The sequence below is a fragment of the uncultured Aquimarina sp. genome, assembly GCF_947492965.1.
Taxonomy (GTDB): Bacteria; Bacteroidota; Bacteroidia; order Flavobacteriales; family Flavobacteriaceae; genus Aquimarina.
Map to the genome: position 1 here is coordinate 66032 of NZ_CANLOZ010000009.1, position 17238 is coordinate 83269.

General features: G+C 32.5%; 18 protein-coding genes. 11 read left to right on the forward strand and 7 right to left on the reverse strand.

The annotated features are described in order from the left end of the window. Nucleotides 1–316 precede the first annotated feature (316 nt). The 5 genes from Q1B37_RS19900 to Q1B37_RS19920 all read left to right on the forward strand — a co-directional run bounded on the left by Q1B37_RS19900 (nucleotide 317) and on the right by Q1B37_RS19920 (nucleotide 3316). A complete protein-coding gene (locus tag Q1B37_RS19900) occupies nucleotides 317–556 on the forward strand; it encodes a hypothetical protein (protein WP_299600427.1) in 240 nt (79 codons plus the stop codon). 251 nt (nucleotides 557–807) lie between these two features. Continuing rightward, nucleotides 808–1113 carry a hypothetical protein gene (locus tag Q1B37_RS19905; protein WP_299901675.1) on the forward strand — a complete coding sequence of 102 codons (306 nt, stop codon included), beginning with the start codon at nucleotides 808–810 and terminating at the stop codon, nucleotides 1111–1113. 16 nt (nucleotides 1114–1129) lie between these two features. Further along, nucleotides 1130–1648: a DUF6702 family protein gene (locus Q1B37_RS19910; RefSeq protein ID WP_299901678.1), complete on the forward strand. Its 519-nt coding sequence runs from the start codon at nucleotides 1130–1132 to the stop codon at nucleotides 1646–1648. Nucleotides 1649–1690: 42 nt separating this feature from the next. Beyond that, nucleotides 1691–2275 (forward strand): HupE/UreJ family protein, encoded by a 585-nt coding sequence (locus Q1B37_RS19915; RefSeq protein ID WP_299901680.1) that lies wholly within the window; start codon nucleotides 1691–1693, stop codon nucleotides 2273–2275. A 210-nt stretch (nucleotides 2276–2485) separates the two neighbouring features. Then, nucleotides 2486–3316 carry a hypothetical protein gene (locus tag Q1B37_RS19920; protein ID WP_299600418.1) on the forward strand — a complete coding sequence of 277 codons (831 nt, stop codon included), beginning with the start codon at nucleotides 2486–2488 and terminating at the stop codon, nucleotides 3314–3316. An 88-nt stretch (nucleotides 3317–3404) separates the two neighbouring features. Here the strand turns inward: Q1B37_RS19920 and Q1B37_RS19925 are convergent, their stop codons facing one another. From Q1B37_RS19925 to Q1B37_RS19945, 5 genes are all read right to left on the reverse strand, one after another. After that, complete coding sequence (locus tag Q1B37_RS19925; RefSeq protein ID WP_299901682.1) at nucleotides 3405–4319, reverse strand: bifunctional UDP-sugar hydrolase/5'-nucleotidase; 915 nt, start codon at nucleotides 4317–4319, stop codon at nucleotides 3405–3407. 9 nt (nucleotides 4320–4328) lie between these two features. After that, nucleotides 4329–5096, reverse strand: a complete 768-nt coding sequence (locus Q1B37_RS19930; protein WP_299901685.1) for a 5'-nucleotidase — start codon at nucleotides 5094–5096, stop codon at nucleotides 4329–4331. A gap of 87 nt (nucleotides 5097–5183) precedes the next feature. Further along, a complete protein-coding gene (locus Q1B37_RS19935) occupies nucleotides 5184–5627 on the reverse strand; it encodes a hypothetical protein (RefSeq protein WP_299901688.1) in 444 nt (147 codons plus the stop codon). Continuing rightward, nucleotides 5620–7011 carry an ABC transporter permease gene (locus Q1B37_RS19940; RefSeq protein ID WP_299600410.1) on the reverse strand — a complete coding sequence of 464 codons (1392 nt, stop codon included), beginning with the start codon at nucleotides 7009–7011 and terminating at the stop codon, nucleotides 5620–5622. The genes Q1B37_RS19935 and Q1B37_RS19940 overlap by 8 nt, the downstream gene beginning before the upstream one ends. A gap of 2 nt (nucleotides 7012–7013) precedes the next feature. Then, nucleotides 7014–7646: an ATP-binding cassette domain-containing protein gene (locus Q1B37_RS19945; RefSeq protein WP_299600408.1), complete on the reverse strand. Its 633-nt coding sequence runs from the start codon at nucleotides 7644–7646 to the stop codon at nucleotides 7014–7016. Nucleotides 7647–7745: 99 nt separating this feature from the next. Here Q1B37_RS19945 and Q1B37_RS19950 point away from each other — a divergent pair, with 99 nt between their 5' ends. From Q1B37_RS19950 to Q1B37_RS19975, 6 genes are all read left to right on the forward strand, one after another. After that, nucleotides 7746–8156 carry a MerC domain-containing protein gene (locus tag Q1B37_RS19950; protein WP_299901690.1) on the forward strand — a complete coding sequence of 137 codons (411 nt, stop codon included), beginning with the start codon at nucleotides 7746–7748 and terminating at the stop codon, nucleotides 8154–8156. Between the two features lie 21 nt (nucleotides 8157–8177). Next, the gene (gene folE, locus Q1B37_RS19955) at nucleotides 8178–8840 is read left to right on the forward strand and encodes a GTP cyclohydrolase I FolE (protein WP_299901806.1); all 663 of its coding nucleotides are present in this window, start codon (nucleotides 8178–8180) and stop codon (nucleotides 8838–8840) included. Between the two features lie 251 nt (nucleotides 8841–9091). Next, entirely contained in the window at nucleotides 9092–9787 is a 696-nt protein-coding gene (locus Q1B37_RS19960) for an ATP-binding cassette domain-containing protein (RefSeq protein WP_299901693.1), read from the forward strand. Between the two features lie 24 nt (nucleotides 9788–9811). Further along, nucleotides 9812–12310 (forward strand): TonB-dependent receptor, encoded by a 2499-nt coding sequence (locus tag Q1B37_RS19965; protein ID WP_299901695.1) that lies wholly within the window; start codon nucleotides 9812–9814, stop codon nucleotides 12308–12310. A gap of 4 nt (nucleotides 12311–12314) precedes the next feature. Next, nucleotides 12315–13766, forward strand: a complete 1452-nt coding sequence (locus Q1B37_RS19970) for a DUF3526 domain-containing protein (protein WP_299901698.1) — start codon at nucleotides 12315–12317, stop codon at nucleotides 13764–13766. Then, nucleotides 13763–15109: a DUF3526 domain-containing protein gene (locus tag Q1B37_RS19975; protein ID WP_299901701.1), complete on the forward strand. Its 1347-nt coding sequence runs from the start codon at nucleotides 13763–13765 to the stop codon at nucleotides 15107–15109. The genes Q1B37_RS19970 and Q1B37_RS19975 overlap by 4 nt, the downstream gene beginning before the upstream one ends. Nucleotides 15110–15115: 6 nt before the next feature. On the opposite strand, the gene Q1B37_RS19980 is transcribed toward Q1B37_RS19975, so the two are convergent. Then, nucleotides 15116–16162, reverse strand: coding sequence for a succinylglutamate desuccinylase/aspartoacylase family protein (locus Q1B37_RS19980; protein ID WP_299901703.1), 1047 nt, complete (start codon nucleotides 16160–16162; stop codon nucleotides 15116–15118). 191 nt (nucleotides 16163–16353) lie between these two features. Next, the gene (locus Q1B37_RS19985) at nucleotides 16354–17184 is read right to left on the reverse strand and encodes a cupin domain-containing protein (protein WP_299901705.1); all 831 of its coding nucleotides are present in this window, start codon (nucleotides 17182–17184) and stop codon (nucleotides 16354–16356) included. Between the last annotated feature and the right edge of the window lie 54 nt (nucleotides 17185–17238).

Consider the following 17238-nt stretch of genomic DNA (forward strand, 5'->3'; position numbering starts at 1 on the left):
GATTTTTATGTATAACAAAATATTCCAAATTTTAGTTTAAATGAAAATAAACCAATAAAAACATTTAACTTTTATTTAACTTAATTTAACTATAAAAAAATCTTTTTAACATCATATCTCCTCATTAAATGTTTAATCTACAAGAAAATAGATCAAACAAAATGATCTAAAATTCTCTTTCCAGACAAAATCAGAGCGTTAAATTTACTCGATACATTTTAAGATTCTCTAGAATTCTTATATTTACCTGATGAGAAGTCTTTCTTTAAAAAATATTATTTCTCTATTTTTTCTTTTCAGTTTTCTCTTAATAAGAGTGGCTGACTTGCATGCGTTTTCTCATTTCTCCGATGATATTGGAGTAGAATGTGAATTATGTGAAATAATCATTACTCATCATCAGTTTACTCCTTTTTCTAATCATGATGTAGAAAATTATGAGTACAAACCTTTTATTATCTCTTATAAAGAAACCACTAACTTTAACTATACTACACTTAACAATTGTATTACGCTACCTAAAACGGTATACAACAAACCTCCTCCTAGTTGTTAAGTTTATACGAAGTTTTTATTTTTTCATGTTATTTTTTGTAATCTTTCTGCACATATAAGATGTTTTCAGAAAGATCGCAAGTAGTTTATTTATATGATAAACCGTTGTGTTTGCATACATCTAGTCATTAAAAGCTTCGCCTAAAGAAACAATTGATATAGTCTAAGTCCTATTTTTCCTACTAAATAGGCTCTAGACTCTATCATTGAAAATTTCTCATATTACTTTTCAAACTTATTTTAACATTAGCTATGAAAAACCTGTTTTTTATACTATTTGTTGTACTATTTACATCTTGTAGCTCCATCGAAGAAGAAAAAAGAGTTTTACAAATAAAAGAAGGAGATAGTACTTTAGTTGTAAATATTCCCAAGGCTGCATGTAAAAAGTGCCAAAAAATATTAGAAGAAGGAATTTTTAAAGAATCTGGAGTTCAACAATCCATTTTAAACCTACATTCAAAAAATCTTTCTGTGGTTTATACGCCAGAAAAAACTTCACCACGAATTTTAGAAACAACTATAGAAAGACTTGCTACACAAATCCCTTGTAAATAATTAAATTATTGTAAACATGAAATTTTTTAAAATCATATTTCTTGGAGTTTTACTCCTTATATCAACGTCATTTAATAGCACGCATCCCATAAAATTGACCTCTTCGTTAATTCAAAGCTTTCCAAAAGATAACCTATTGCGAGTAGAATGCAGAGTCTTTATTGATGACTTTACTTTTAGCATGAATGATACTTTTACAAAGAACTTCAACGCTAGCAATTTATCTAAAGACGATATAAAGGCTATTGAAAAATACTTTCAGCGCTATTATAGGATTATTATTAATAATGAAGTCTACCCGCTGATCTATACTTCTTCCGAAGTCTTCGAAAAGCACAACGTACTCTCTATAAAGTTTGCTAAAAAAATTCCTACAATTACAGAAGGAGATCAAATCTGTATAGAAAACACTCTATTTTTTGAAGATTTTGACTTTTTACAGTCCAATAGGATGACTGTGAGAATTCCTCCTTTTATATCCGAAGATTATTTTGAGGTTACCACATTAGACAAACCAATAACTCTAAACCTATAACCATACAAAACATAAACTAAACTTTTAATACGTAAATTTTAAATGGATAATTTCGGTTCTTTTTTTATTAATGGATGGGAGCATATTGTAGATATTAATGCCTATGACCATTTGTTGTTTGTAATGACATTGTGTGCTGCTTTCAAACTAGAACAATGGAAACAAATATTAGTAATCATAACAGCCTTTACTATTGGACATAGTGGGACTCTTATTCTCAGTGCTTTGGATGTGATACCAGCTAATTCCAAACTCATAGATACTTTAATTCCTTTTACCATTATGATTACTGCCATCGCTAATATTGTAAACTATGGCAAAGAAGGTAAATTTTCGGATACCAAAATAAAATACACCATTGCGTTGGTTTTCGGTTTAATCCACGGATTAGCTTTTGCTAGTAATTTTAAATTCATGTTATTTACGGATAGTATTGTTATGCCTTTATTTGCTTTTAATATTGGAATAGAGGTTGGACAACTATTCATTGTACTTTTATTTACGATTGCTTTGTGGATATATACGAAATTCATCAAAGGAGAACATCTTAAATGGAATCTATTTGTATCAGGAGCAGGTTTTGGAATAGCAACTACTATTTTCCTAAATGCTATTAATGGAGCTTAGTTTACCTTATATTTTTTTATCTGTTTTTAAGTCATAAATAAAATCTAATAAAACATCAAGATATACAATGGAAATACTAGGATAATTTGTATTTTTTGAGCTAAAATTAAAAAAGAAAAAATTCAATAATTTTAAGTCAAGAATTAACTAACCCAATTATAGTTGGTACTTTCATTAATTACAAATTTATAACCCTTGAAAACCAAACAAATGAAATTTCACACAAAACACTTATTAGCTAAAATGCTTCTAATAGCAGTTACTTTTACAGCCTGTAAACAGGAGAAAAAAGCATCAGAAACAGAAACAACGACGGACCAAGTAGAAACTGAGGTTAAAGAAGAAGTAGCAAAACCAGAAATCATATTAGACAAACTAGAAGGTTCTCCTGCATATGCTGATGCAACACTTATATTGGATACGCCAGAAGAAATAGTTGCTAAAGCATCTGGCGAGATGGACTTTTCGTTTAAAGTAGAAAACTATGAATTAGGAGCACAAACTACAGGTCCAAATCCAGAAAAATTAGCAAACTCAGGAAAAGGACAGCACATTCATTTTATCCTAAATAACCAACCGTATTCTGCTCATTACGAACCTACTTTTAAAAAAGAAATTCCTGATGGCGTTCATCATTTAGTTGCTTTTTTAAGTCGTTCATTTCATGAGTCTGTAAAGAATGAAAACTCTGTAGTAGTTCGCAAAGTAGTAGTTGGAGAGAATCCAAAAGATACTATAGGTCTTGATATGAAAGCTCCAACACTTATTTATAGCAGACCCAAAGGTGAATATTCTGGAAAAGGAACTGAACAGGTTTTATTAGACTTTTTTGTTCTGAATACTGAATTATCTCCAGAGGGGAATAAGGTACGTGCAACCATCAACGATAAAGTATACATGCTTACAGAATGGACTCCTTATGTAATGAAAGGATTACCTAAAGGTGAAGTAACTATACAACTAGAACTTATAGATGCAGAAGGAAATTTAATTCCAGGACCATTTAATAACGTAAAACGTACAGTTACGCTTAAAGAATAAAACTAATCCCAAAAGGTTTTAAAATAAAAGTCCAGTACAAATTTGTACTGGACTTTTATTTTAAATTATATTTTACATTAATTACCTTCTATACAGAAATCGTACTTGCTTTAGAAACTTTACTTTTTTGGTGATCAAAATAAAAATCAATTCTACCTAAATATAATCCAAAGCAACCTACCTGATTTACCATCACCTCTTTATCTTTTCGGTTTTGTACTATCGTTGGTTCTTTAAGAAAAGTATGTGTATGTCCTCCGATAATAAGATCTATATCTTCTGTCGCTTTGGCTAGACTTATATCCCCTACTTTATTCGGTTCTTTCTTATAATCATATCCCAAATGAGACAAACATATTACCAAATCACATTTTTCTTCATTCTTTAGTTTTGAGGTCATATCCTGAGCAATCTCAATCGGATCCAAATATTTCGTCTCCTTATATAAATCTTTCATCACCAATCCTTCTAAAGCAATACCAAGTCCAAATATTCCGATCTTAATTCCATCCTTTATGATAATTTCATAAGGCTTTACAAAAGTATCCATTACCGTATTGGAAAAATCATAGTTCGCAGAAACGAATTTGAATCCCGCATAAGGCAATTGTGCATGCAAACCTTCGATACCATTATCAAAATCATGATTCCCAATAGTAGCAACATCATATTTAAGCATACTCATTAGCTTAAACTCTAATTCTCCTCCATAAAAATTAAAATAGGGTGTTCCTTGAAATATGTCACCTGCATCCAACAATAAGGTATTTGGATTTTCTTTTCGAACATTTTCTATAATTGTAGCTCTCCTTGCAACACCTCCTTTATTTGCATTTCGCCCATCTTCTGGACCAAATGGATCTATATGACTGTGCACATCATTAGTATGCAAGATGGTAATCTTTTTAGTGTAATTCCCTGTAAAAGATGATAAACCTGAACCTCCTAATACTACTGCTCCTGCTGTTACCGCTGTTTGTTTTACAAATTCTCTACGCTTCATTCCTGTTCCTTATTTGTTAATTTGTATGAACCTATCATCCCTTACCGGATTAATTGTGTCTACTTTTTTAAAATAGTCAATCATCGCATTTCGAATTTTATAATTCAGTATGTGTGAATTAGTTGATTCCTTAAAAAAAGACATATTACTACCTCCGTTATATAGATAATCATTTGTCGCCACGAAATACGAAGTCTCGTCATCAATCTCTTTATCATTAATTAATGCATTTACAACTTCAAAATTATGATCCAAAGTAAGTTTTAATCCAGAAATTGGATGTGCTCTTTTAGACTCCTGTAAATACGCAATCAACTTTTTAATTAAAGCTCCTTTCATTTCGGCTACGATTATGCTATTCTCAAAAGGCATCACCTGATATGCTGTCCTTGCACTTATATTCCCTTTGGAAATAGGAGCTCGTATTCCTCCATAATTTAATAGTACCATGTCGATTTTATTTCCTGTTCTTGAGGTGAAAACTGGATTTGCTTGTTCTAGTACTATATCTGCCATTAAATTACCAATGGCAGTATTCAAATCTCCTTCACCTTTGGAATATGTTTGTGGAGCGTAAGCCAAAGCACTATCTAACATTTTATTCACATGAGTTCTATAGGGCTTAACAAAAGCTTCAACTTCAGGGTTGCTAACAATAGTGTCGTTAATTTCAATTCTTTTACCTTCTATGCTGGTGAGGTAATTATTCTTCTTACATGAAGAAAAAATTATCAGGAAAACTATTATAAAATAGCTTTTTAAAAGTATCTGTTTCATCGGATAATGAATCGTATATTTTCTTTATTAATTTGAAATCAAACTTAAGTAATTCGATCTAAAAACTAGTGTGCAAATATGATTAATTTATTCTATTAATCTACCGATAGCATCCCGAAGAATATAATTACAATGATCAACATCATCGTCATTGAGTTCGAGTACACCTATTATCTCCACGATTTGATCAGTTTTATATTTTGTATTGTTTTTAAATATCACTTCTACAACAGATTCAGGTCCAGATCCTCCGCAGAAAAAACAGGAGGACATCGGGTTTCGAGAAAGCAAAAGAAACTGATCATCTTCTGATGAAAAGTCTAGAAAATATCCTGTAAGCTTTATTTTGGTACCCTCAAGAGCTTCTACAGATGTATCAAATGTTGGTTTCAAAAAATAATCATCATAGTTTACATTATAAACATTACGAAACGTTACTTGCGCCAAGTCATTCCAGGATACTTTTTTTTGAGAAAACAAGGTCGAAGTAACACTAAATAATACTATGATAAACAAACAAAACTTACGCATCAGCTAATATTTTAGAAACATTTAATTTTAATAAAGACAAAGAGGCTATAATTGCTGCTGGCAAAGTAGTAACCATAACTAGTAACAACATATAAACCTCTTCTCTATTAGGCATACCGAACTGAAAATCATACCCATAAGCATCGGAGAAAACTGAAAACAACCAGACGCCTAACCTACCAAACAACCAACCAAAAATAGCACTGATTAAAGTTAGCATTAGCGCTTCCAAAAAAACAAGTTTTATCAACTGAAACGTACTTATTCCATAGGTTCTCAATAAAGCCAACTCCTGTTTTCTTTCTCTTACTGATCTTACAACATTAATAAAAATACTAAGTGAAGCAATAAAAAGTATCACTAAAGAAATCCCATTAATTGCCTGAAACCCTACCCCTAAAAACGTCGTTAATCGATCAATTTCAAATTTTGGAATTGCTGCTTGCATTGTAGATTTTTCGTTTACAAACCTGGATGTCTGCAACACTCCTATTGGATTTCTAAATTTAACTAGTAATGAAGTGATTTCTTTTTTCTCTTCATCATCTCTTTCTGAGTGATCGTGTTCTTTGGAGTGATCATGTTCCTCTTTATGCTTAGGATCGTCTTGCGAATGATTATGTTCTTCGACAAGGTGATACTCTTTATTTTCATGAGCATGCCCATCATCTTCATGAGATTGTGTTTCTGTGATAAGATTAAAATTCTCTTTCTTAACGGGGTCTTGATGCTTTTGATGAACTTCTTGATTTTCATGACCTTCATCATACGAGTGTTCATGAACTTCCCAAATACTTTCGAGATTTGTAATAATCAGATTATCAATGATAGTTCCTGTCGGTTTTAAAATACCTGTAATCACAAATGGCTTTTCTTTATGAGTTTCTAAACCGCTCTCAGCCAAACCATGACTACTTGCAAAAGTTTTACCAACCTTAAGATTTATTTGCTCTGCAACTTGACTTCCGACGACAGCTTCGAACGATTTTTCATATAATCTTCCTCTTTGTAATTGTGCTTTATAAACCTCTAGGTATTTATGTGTTGTTCCTAAAATCCTATATCCTTTGTAATTATCTCCGTATGAAACAGGAACCTTATATTTGACCATTGGTTTTTTAGCTATTTTCATAGCTTCTTCTAGATCTATGTTTCCGGTCGGATTATCTATATGTAATAGAGATGATAATACCAATTGCAAAGGACTTCCCTTGGCCCCAATAACCATATCAAAATGCTTCGTATTTCCCTCTAGATGTTCGTTAAGTTGTTTTTTTACTTGCAAAATAAACGTAGCAAGTGAAATACTAAGTATCAAGAGTAAAACACTTAATACCGTATTTAGAGGTTTAGAAATAAGATTTTTGTACGCTAAGTATAACAATTTTATAAGATTATATGATTATTAAAATGCGGCTTTACTCGCTGATCATGCGTTATAATTACTAAATTGCTATTACAGATCTTAGCTTCTTTTTTTAGAAGAGAAACTACTATTTCGCAATTGATATCATCCAAATTGGATGTCGGTTCATCTGCTAATATGATTTTAGGTTTATGAATTACTCCTAGAGCTATCGATAATCGTTGTTGTTGTCCTTCGCTAAGTTGATATACCTTTTTATGCATTTGATCACATAATCCTAAATGCATTAATAATTCTTCTCTCCGATATCGATCACTTTTACTTTTCGAAAATTTTTCTCGAATCAACAAGTTTTCCAGCACAGATAAAGATTTTATAAAATAGGATTTCTGAAAAATAAGACCAATGTTTTGTCCTCTAAAATGATTTAACTCTCCTCTAGTTAATCTGTTAATATGAGTATTCCCAATATAAACATCTCCCGTATCTATCGGTAAAAGTCCAGCCAATAAATGCAACAAAGTAGTCTTTCCTACGCCAGATGCACCTAAAATCAATAAGCTCTCTTTGGAAGAAAGGTGAATGTCTGGGAAAACTAGATTTTGATCTTCAGAATGCTTATACGCATATCGAAGAGACGCTGTTCGTATCATAAAAACATTTTGTCAAAAGTAGAGAAATTATATTAACGCAACAACGTTGCAATTGTAAAAATAGTAGTATATTTGCCGGGATTTAAATGTGCACCTCAGTTGAAATTATTAGACATACAAAATAACTCAGACAAACTAGGTATGTTGGCTAGTAGCCTCTGCCTACTACATTGTATCGCTACTCCTTTTTTATTTCTAGCACATACAGCCTCACACATATCAGATCATCATGGTTCTAAACCTTTATGGTGGAAAAGTATGGACTTTATTTTTCTAGCATTATCGTTTATTGCCGTATACCGATCTACTCAGACCACAAGCAAACCCATCATGAAATATCTTTTTTGGGGGTTATGGTCTATCTTATTTGCTAGTATACTTAATGAAAAACTCGAACTCATTCACTTAGGAGAAAGTATAATATATGTGGTAACGCTTTCTTTAGTTGCTTTGCATTTTTACAATCAGAAATATTGCCAATGCAACGATAAAAAATGTTGTAAAAATTAATGAAAAAGCACTATGAGTACAATGAACAAAGAAGAAATAGAATCTATAGGTGATGCACATGCTTCTAGCTCCACAGAAACTCCGTTACGACCGGATGCTTTTGACAAAAGTGACGATGAAAAAATAAAGAACATACAACATCATTTTGCAGAAATCATGAAAGAATTAGGGCTTGACTTAACTGATGACAGCCTTTCAGGAACACCTTATCGCTTTGCAAAAATGTACGTAAAGGAACTTTTTTATGGGCTTAATCCAGCTAATCGACCGAGAACTTCCACTTTTGAAAATAAATACGGGTATCAGAAAATGCTCGTAGAGCAAAATATTAATATCGATTCTTCTTGTGAGCATCATTTTCTTCCAATAGTTGGGAATGCGCATGTGGGATATATCCCGAAAGATAAGGTAATAGGGTTATCTAAAATTAATCGTTTGGTTGATTATTATTCACATAGACCACAAGTACAGGAAAGATTATGCCTGCAGATATTAAAGGATCTACAAAAAACTTTAGGTACCGATGATGTAATTGTTGTCGTAAATGCGAAACATCTATGTGTTTCTTCTAGAGGAATTAAAGACAAAAATAGCTTTACAACCACTATAGAATTTGGTGGCATGTTTACCGATCCCACGTACCGAAATGAATTTTTAGGAATTATAGCAAAAAGTGATAATTAATTCATAATGAAACAAATACTAAAGATATATAGAATTTTAATAAATAAAATTATTACCATATATCTATTAGCTACTAATTTCTATAAGTTGCAAAATTCGCAAGAAAGCAACACCTCGTTTTCTTGTGAATTTTATGGTTTACTATATAAACCTCCTCCAATGTAACTAAACTATATTTTCTACAGAATTATCAGTTAATTCTTAAAAAACGAAATCATACACAACTCATTAACTCTATACTACTCTATACTATGCTTACAGCGATAAATCTCACCAAAACATATGGTAAGCACCAGGCTCTTAGCAATTTAAATTTATCCGTTGATAAAGGAGAAATTTTTTGTCTACTTGGTCAAAATGGTGCAGGTAAAACAACAACAATTAATCTATTTCTAGGTCTTATTGAGGCTACCAGTGGTACAGCGCAAATAAATGGAGTAACAGTGACTCCAAATAGCAATAAAACAACACAGATGATTGCCTATATTCCTGAGGTAGTTCAACTCTATGGAAACTTATCTGGTCTAGAAAATCTTAATTTTTTCAGTAGACTAGCTGGTTTTAAATACTCCAATTCAGAACTATCTAATTTTTTAGTAAAAGCTGGTCTTCAGGAAAGTGCTCATCAAAACAAACTTGCTTCATACTCAAAAGGTATGCGCCAAAAAGTTGGTATCGCCATTGCACTTTCCAAAAATGCAGATTACATATTTATGGATGAGCCTATTTCTGGTTTAGACCCTAAAGCCACTTTAGAATTCACTAAAATATGTAAAGAACTAAGTAATGAAGGTAAAGCAATTTTTATGGCCACCCATGACATCTTTAACGCTGTTAATGTAGGTACTAAAATTGGTATTATGAAAGAGGGGAAACTGGTACATACCTCCGACACTGATGCTATCACAGCAGAAGAATTACAAGACTTATACCTAAAAACTATCTAAACGTAAAACAAATCAATTCACACAATGAAACTTTTTAAATTATTACCCAAACTATTATTTCTGATTTGTGGTTGTGCAGCCTTAGCACAGGTGCAAGTAACAGGAACCATCGTCGATTCTCAAAATACGCCCATCGTAGGAGCTACTATTTCTTTAGAAAGTAACGCAAATACTTTTGGAAAATTAACAGACGATTCTGGAAAATTTGAAATAGATGCTCCTTCCGGAAATTATAAAATTGAAGTACGCTATTTAGGTTTTCAAGCATATAAGAATACCATAGAAACTGGTAACACTTCTTCGTACGATGTAGGTACTATTCAATTAGAAGAAGGTACAGAACAACTACAAACTGTCGAAGTTGTTGGTCGGGTTAGAAAAGATTACAACAGTGATTATTCTTTTTCGGCTACCAAAATAGCGATCAAAAATAAAGAACTACCACAGGTAGTAGCTGCTGTAACCAAGGAGCTTATTGCAGATCGACAAGCTTTTCAGTTACCAGACGCTGTAAAAACAGTGAGTAATGTTGCTATTACTGGTTTATACAACCACTATAATATTAGAGGTATTACACAAGCAGATGATGGACAAGTGCTTAATGGTATGCGTACACGTCAGTACTATTTTTTACAACCAATTACCTCTCACCTAGAACGTGTTGAAGTTATCAAAGGACCTTCATCTGTAACATTTTCTAGTGCTGATCCTGGAGGAACTGTAAATATGGTAACTAAAAAACCATTAACTGAAAATCGTAATGAAGTATCTGTATCTGCAGGTAGTTTTGGAACATTAAGAGCCACTGCAGATTTCACAGGTCCTTTAAACGATTCTAAAACGTTATTATATCGCTTTAATGCAGCAATTCAGGAAGCTGATTCTTTTAGAGATATTGTAAATAACAATGCTATTTTAATTTCTCCATCTTTAAGTTATATCCCTAACGAAAGTACATCGCTTAATGTAGAAATGATTTATAATAATGCTGAAGGTAATTTGGATCGAGGACAACCAATTTTTGATGCTGTAGATGATAACTATGACCCAAATAGTACACCAACTACTTTAAATCCTGGCGCAATTAACGACTTCTACAAAACCAAAGAATTCATATTCATGACAAGTTTTAGTAAAAAATTTACGAAAAACTTTGGTTTCAATGCTCAGTATATGAAGCAAACTTGGGATGAGGATTTACAAGAACACAGAGCGGATGCATTCCGTCAGGCGTATAATATTAATGGAGATTTAGTTCCTAATCTTGTAGCAATGAGATACGCTGAAAGGCAACAAAATTGGAATACTGATAATTTCAGTGGATTTTTTAATTACGATATCGAAAAAGGAAATATCACTAATAAAATTTTAGTAGGATATGATGCTTCCAGATGGGAAAGAAGAACCGGTGGAGCTAATAGTTCTAGAGATTATTTATTAAATGATGGATCTACGGCTAGATTTAGACCTGGAACAAGTGACCCTAATGATTTTCAGCAAACTGCGGATGGTTTATTAGTTCCTGCAGTACCACATTTAGACTTAACAAATCCTTTTAACGGAATAAGAAATACGAATAACTATGTACTTTCGCAATTTGAAATTCCAGCAAACTTAACAACTTCTAATGGTGTTTATATTCAGAATCAATTTAAGATTGGAAGATTTTCAGCTTTAGTAAACTTGAGATATGAGTGGTTTAAAGATATCTTCGATTATGAAGGAGATGAAGAGGAATTTACCACTAACGCTTTTGTACCGAGATTAGGTGTAACTTACGAAGTTACAGATGATATTAGCGTATATACTACCTATTTAGAAGGATTTCAACCTCATACCAATACAGTATCGTTATCTCCTTCTGCAGAAGGATTCTTTTGGGCTGCTTCGCCAGGTAGATTTGATCCACTAGAAAGTAGCTTAATAGAACTAGGTGCCAAAGGAGAATTTTTGAATGGAAAAATATTTGCCAACTTAGCAATCTTTAATATCACTCAAAAGAATATCTTACTTGGAGATACTTTTGATTTAGGTAATTTAACCACTAGAGGAGAACAAAGAAGTAGAGGTTTTGAAGCGGATATTTCGGGTTATGTATTACCAAATTTCCAATTAACAGCTTCTTATGGTTATACTGATGCTACAATCGAAGAAGATGCAATTGCAGAATTTGTAGGACAACGAATCGGAGGAGCTCCAAAGCATAATGCTAATTTTTGGGGTAGATATGATTTTACCACTACTCCAATATTAAAGGGAATTGGAATTGGTTTTGGTGCTCAATATGTAGATGAAAGATTTACTTGGTATAATCCTACTTATAATACTAGTAGAGTATTATTGCCAGAATATACTGTATTTGATGGAGCGATTTATTACAAGCCAAACATCATAAATATGCAGTTAACTTTAAAAGTTAATAACATCTTTAATGACACCTATTGGTTAGGTGGTCTTAGTCCAAATAGATTAGGACCTGGTGCTCCCAGAAACTTTTTGTTAACCGCAACCTATAAATTCTAAAAAGATGCAATGGGCTAATATTCGATTATTCGCAATCCACTTTTGGCGTAATGCGACTACTCCCAAGACTTTTTATGTATTGTATTCAATTTTTATACTACTAACAGCGTATTCCGCTGTTAGTGGTATAAACAACTATATCACGCAAAATGAGATTCGACAAGAACATCAGGAAAAAGCGAGACAAAGTTGGGAAGCTAATCCAGATAAGCATCCGCATAGAATGGCACATTTTGGAACTTTTGCATTTCGAATCCCTTCCACATTAGGAATATTTGATTATGGATTAGAAAGTTTTACTGGGAATACAGTTTTTTTAGAAGCGCATCGACAGAATAGTGTCAATTTTTCCGAAGCTACATTTTCTACAGGAATGTTACGATTCGGCGAGTTAAGTCTTGCTCTATTATTACAATTGGTATTACCTATTATTTTATTTTTTATTGGTTTTTCTGGAGTTGCAAGAGATAAACAGAACGGAACTTTGAAAATACTATTATCCCAAGGAGCTCACTGGAAAGAGATCTTATTCGGGAAATCTATCGGTCTTTTTATAATTTCTTTATTGTTTTTTACACCTATCTTATTATTAGTAATTATTGCTCTGTTCTTTTTAGAAAGTCCGATATCACAAGATTATAGATGGTTACGTCTCGGAATCATTGGGCTAAATTATTTGGCTTTCCTATTTATCTTATCTGCTATCACCATCACAATATCGACTTCTAGTAATTCTCCTAAAAATGCTTTATTACGTTTATTAGGTATTTGGTTACTCTTGGTTATTTTATTACCAAAATCTGCGCAAGCTATGGGAAACTATTGGTTTCCTACACCAAGTAAATTAGCTTTTCAATCCGCTATTGAAAAAGAAGTTATTCAAAAAGGAGATAGTCATAATCCAAATGACCCTCATTACAATGGTTTAAGGGATTCTATATTAACCGTTCATAATGTTAGTAAAGTTACCGATCTTCCTTTTAACTATTCGGGTTTTGTAATGCGAGAAGGTGAGAAAATCACTTCGGCTCTTTACAAAAAACATCAAGCAAGATTGGTTGATATTTATAAAAGTCAAAATGATGTAACGAGATTTTCATCCTTTATCAATCCGTTTACAGCAATCAAATTAGTATCCATGACCATGTCTAGTACGGATTTTTCGTCGTATGTAGATTTTCAGGATAAAGCTGATAACTATCGATATACTTTAGCACAAACCATGAATGAATTACAGATGGAATATATCAGTCCAAAAAAAGAAAGTGGTTCTGAAGGAAAAACACATGTAGTAGATCACGAGCATTGGGAAGAGTTTGAAGATTTTAAACACGAGCCTATAACTTTTTCTAAATCTATGAAAGAAGCGCTTCCTGCCTTACTATCCATTATTTTTTGGACAATAGCTGCAATCGGGTTATTGGTATTCACTTCTAAAAGAGCAAGAGCGATATGACGTTATATAAATTATTATTTCAACAATGTATTCGATCCAAAGAAGTTTGGATAAGCCTTGTACTACTAATTTTATTAGGTGTTGTAGGAATTATTATTGGAGATAAACACCTTAAGAGACAGCAAGATGCGATTATCGAAGTAAAAGAATACCAAGAACAACACTTTGATCGACAGGTATCGTTGCACAATGATGATTTAGGTCTCTTATTATATTATGCCAAGTTTGCTTATATCAACTCACTAGATCCGTTGGCCGGATTATCCATTGGACAATCAGATGTTAATCCAACCGTAAAACGAATTACAATTAAAACCTTTGAAGCACAAAAATATGATACTGATCTCATAAATCCCATGAACCTACAATCTGGGAATCTAGATCTTTCTTTTGTGATTATTTATCTTTTCCCGCTACTCGTAATTGTTCTTAGTTTTAATGTTCTTTCTGAAGAAACAGAAACAGGAACCTGGAGACTTGTTGCCATTCAATCTAGATCAAAACTTGGTTTTATTATTTCCAAGCTTCTGATTAGGTTCATCTTATTATCAGTAGTGTTAGTCGTTCTTTTTACTATTGCCAAATTAACTCTCGACCTACCATTGAATCTACAATTTTTTTGGATGTTTAGTTTATCCTTGCTTTATGTTGTTTTTTGGTTTACGGTAAGTTTTTTTATTATAAGTTTTAAGAAATCTTCTGGATTTAACGCCCTATTACTTTTATCAGTTTGGTTGGTATTAATCATCCTTGTACCAGCAGGAATTAATGCCTATGTTTCTTCTAAATACCCTTTGCCAGAAGCGTTAAGTACTGCTATAGCACAAAGAGATGGTTATCATGTAAAATGGGATACTGATAAAAAGGAAACTATAGAGAAATTTTACAAGCATTATCCTCAATTTAAAAACTATGGGTATCCAACAGATGGTTTTAATTGGTTATGGTACTATGCTATGCAACAAATGGGAGATGATGATTCTAAAAAACAAAGAGATGCTTTTAATGAAAAAATTAAATTGCGCGAACAAACCAGTGACCAAATTGCATCTATAATTCCAAATATGCATTTGCAACTTGCTTTTAACCAACTAGCAGGAACCAGTATGAACCAACAAATGGGATACTTAGATGCTACTGATGAATTTCATGAAAAATTACGTTTATTTTTCTATCCGAAAATATTTGAAGGCAAATATGCAGAGACTATAGATTGGAAGCAAATTGTTCCTGAATATTATACCACAAAAACGTCATTGAGCCCTATAAAAGGTATTGCTCCTTTACTTATTGCATCGATATTGATGATATTAATTTCGATACCCATGACAAAAAAATTGTAACTAAGATCATTCAGGTAACACGCCTACACTCATAAGTGTTTCACCTTTATTAATTGGTGGAGTACCAATCATATAGAGGATTACTCCACTTTCTGAAGCTATTATTTTTTCTAAGGTATTACCAAAAAAATCAGTTGTATAGCCTATAAGTTCTCCTTTTTTAATAAGATCACCGGCTTTTTTTTCTGTGTAAAAGAGGCCGGTTGATTTACTTTTTAGAGTTACTCTTTTTGTAATAATTGTTGGTTTTATTTTGGATTCCGATGATATACTATCAAACATTTGCAAATGCTTTAATAAAGAAATCATACCATCTACAATTCTTTTTGTTTCTACTTTATCAGGAATACCAAGTCGACCACACTCAATATCTACTGATGGGATCTTACGATGAAAAGCTTCTTGAGAACAATATATACTTGGAGTTTTCAGTCTCTCTTGTTTGATATTAAAAATTATAGAATAATCAAATCCCATAGCTAACGCCATTTCTTTACCTTTTTTGGAAACTTCTGGTAATGCTTCGCTCTGATACCAAGCATTATAAGCGCGTAAATCTTCCGGAGCATCTCCAGCATGCATATCCACAAAAAAGTCAGATTTAGTTATTATATCAGACGTGATCATATGCGCAATACGTTGAGTAATTGTTCCATTAGGATCTCCTGGGAAAGAACGGTTTAAATTTTTTCCATCCATAGGATTTACATAGGGGCTTCTTCCTAAAAAAGCTGGCACATTAGCTAACTGTACTAAAATGACTGTCCCAGACAATTTTTGAGGGTCTATTTTCCTATTTAATTCTTGAGCTGCTAATATCGGAGGATATTCATATCCATGTACTCCTGCCGTTATTCCTAATACAGGTCCAGATTTTACGCCATGAAATATGGTAACAGGCACAAATGTACTATCCTTATCAGATCTTACGGGAACTTTAATATGACTTTTGGTTCCAGGAGCAATTGATTTATTTTGAAAAGAAAAAGGACTTTGTGCTAACCCATGGATATGTAGTATTACAAGTAAACTTATGGAAAATGCTCTTTTCATAAAGATATATTTTAGCATCTAAAGGTACTGGTTTTATTGGCTAAAACTTAGAAATAAAAGCGCTCATTTTTAACATTAACAGTTAAGATAATGACCTATATACTCATAATAAAACAGAAAGATTCTCTCTATTAAAAAGAACCTTTCTTTATTAGAAAATCGAATCCAAATTGATGTATCATGTCTATTTTTTATGCTCCTTTTCCAAACATGATTAATATTACTTCTACTGCCTCATCCCTTTCGTTCCACCATTTATGATTCACATTGGCAGGAATAAATACTGTATTCCCTTCAGATACCGTTATTCTTTCTCCATCGACTTCTCCTTCAATAGTACCTTTAATGGTAACTCCTAACATGGGAAACGGAGCTGCTTGTTCTCTAGCATCATCTCGTACTCGTTCGCCTGGTAAAATTCTGTACCAAGCTGTTCTTAAGCCTTTTTCATAATAAAAAATTGTAAAATTAGAACCATGTGCCTTTCTAGTGGTATTCTCTTTAAAGGGAATGATTTCAGGAAACCCTTTTGTCCAAAAATGAAAAGAAAAGGCATTAAGATTACTATCATCAATTTCTGATGGAGTAAATCCATCCATTTCTCGTACACTCATTGGTGTATAATCTCCTGCAAATGCTTTTCCTTGTGCTGTTAATGCATTGATCGTACCATTATGAATTGCTTTTAAAGTTTCAAATTCTATGGTGTATACATATGTTGGTTTTTTAGGCAAACCTTTTTCCAGAATCACTCCCCATTTCTCTTTGATTTTCTGACCTGTAATCTCTACGGTCCAAGAGCCGTAATCGGAAACTTCAATTCCAATAACTCTGCGTTCTGACGCATATCGATCTTTTGTATAATCATCTACAAAAGACCTCAAAATTAATTCAGCATCATTATCTGTAATATTGCAAGAGTGCACGAGTCCTCCATTAGAAATTGAATTCTCGGTAGCTAGTAAATTTTGAACACCTATCAAAGATAGTACGGTAAATAAATAAGTTTTTAATGTTTTCATTTGATTAATGATTTTAAAATTACACAAGGCAAATGAATACAAAAACAACTGCAA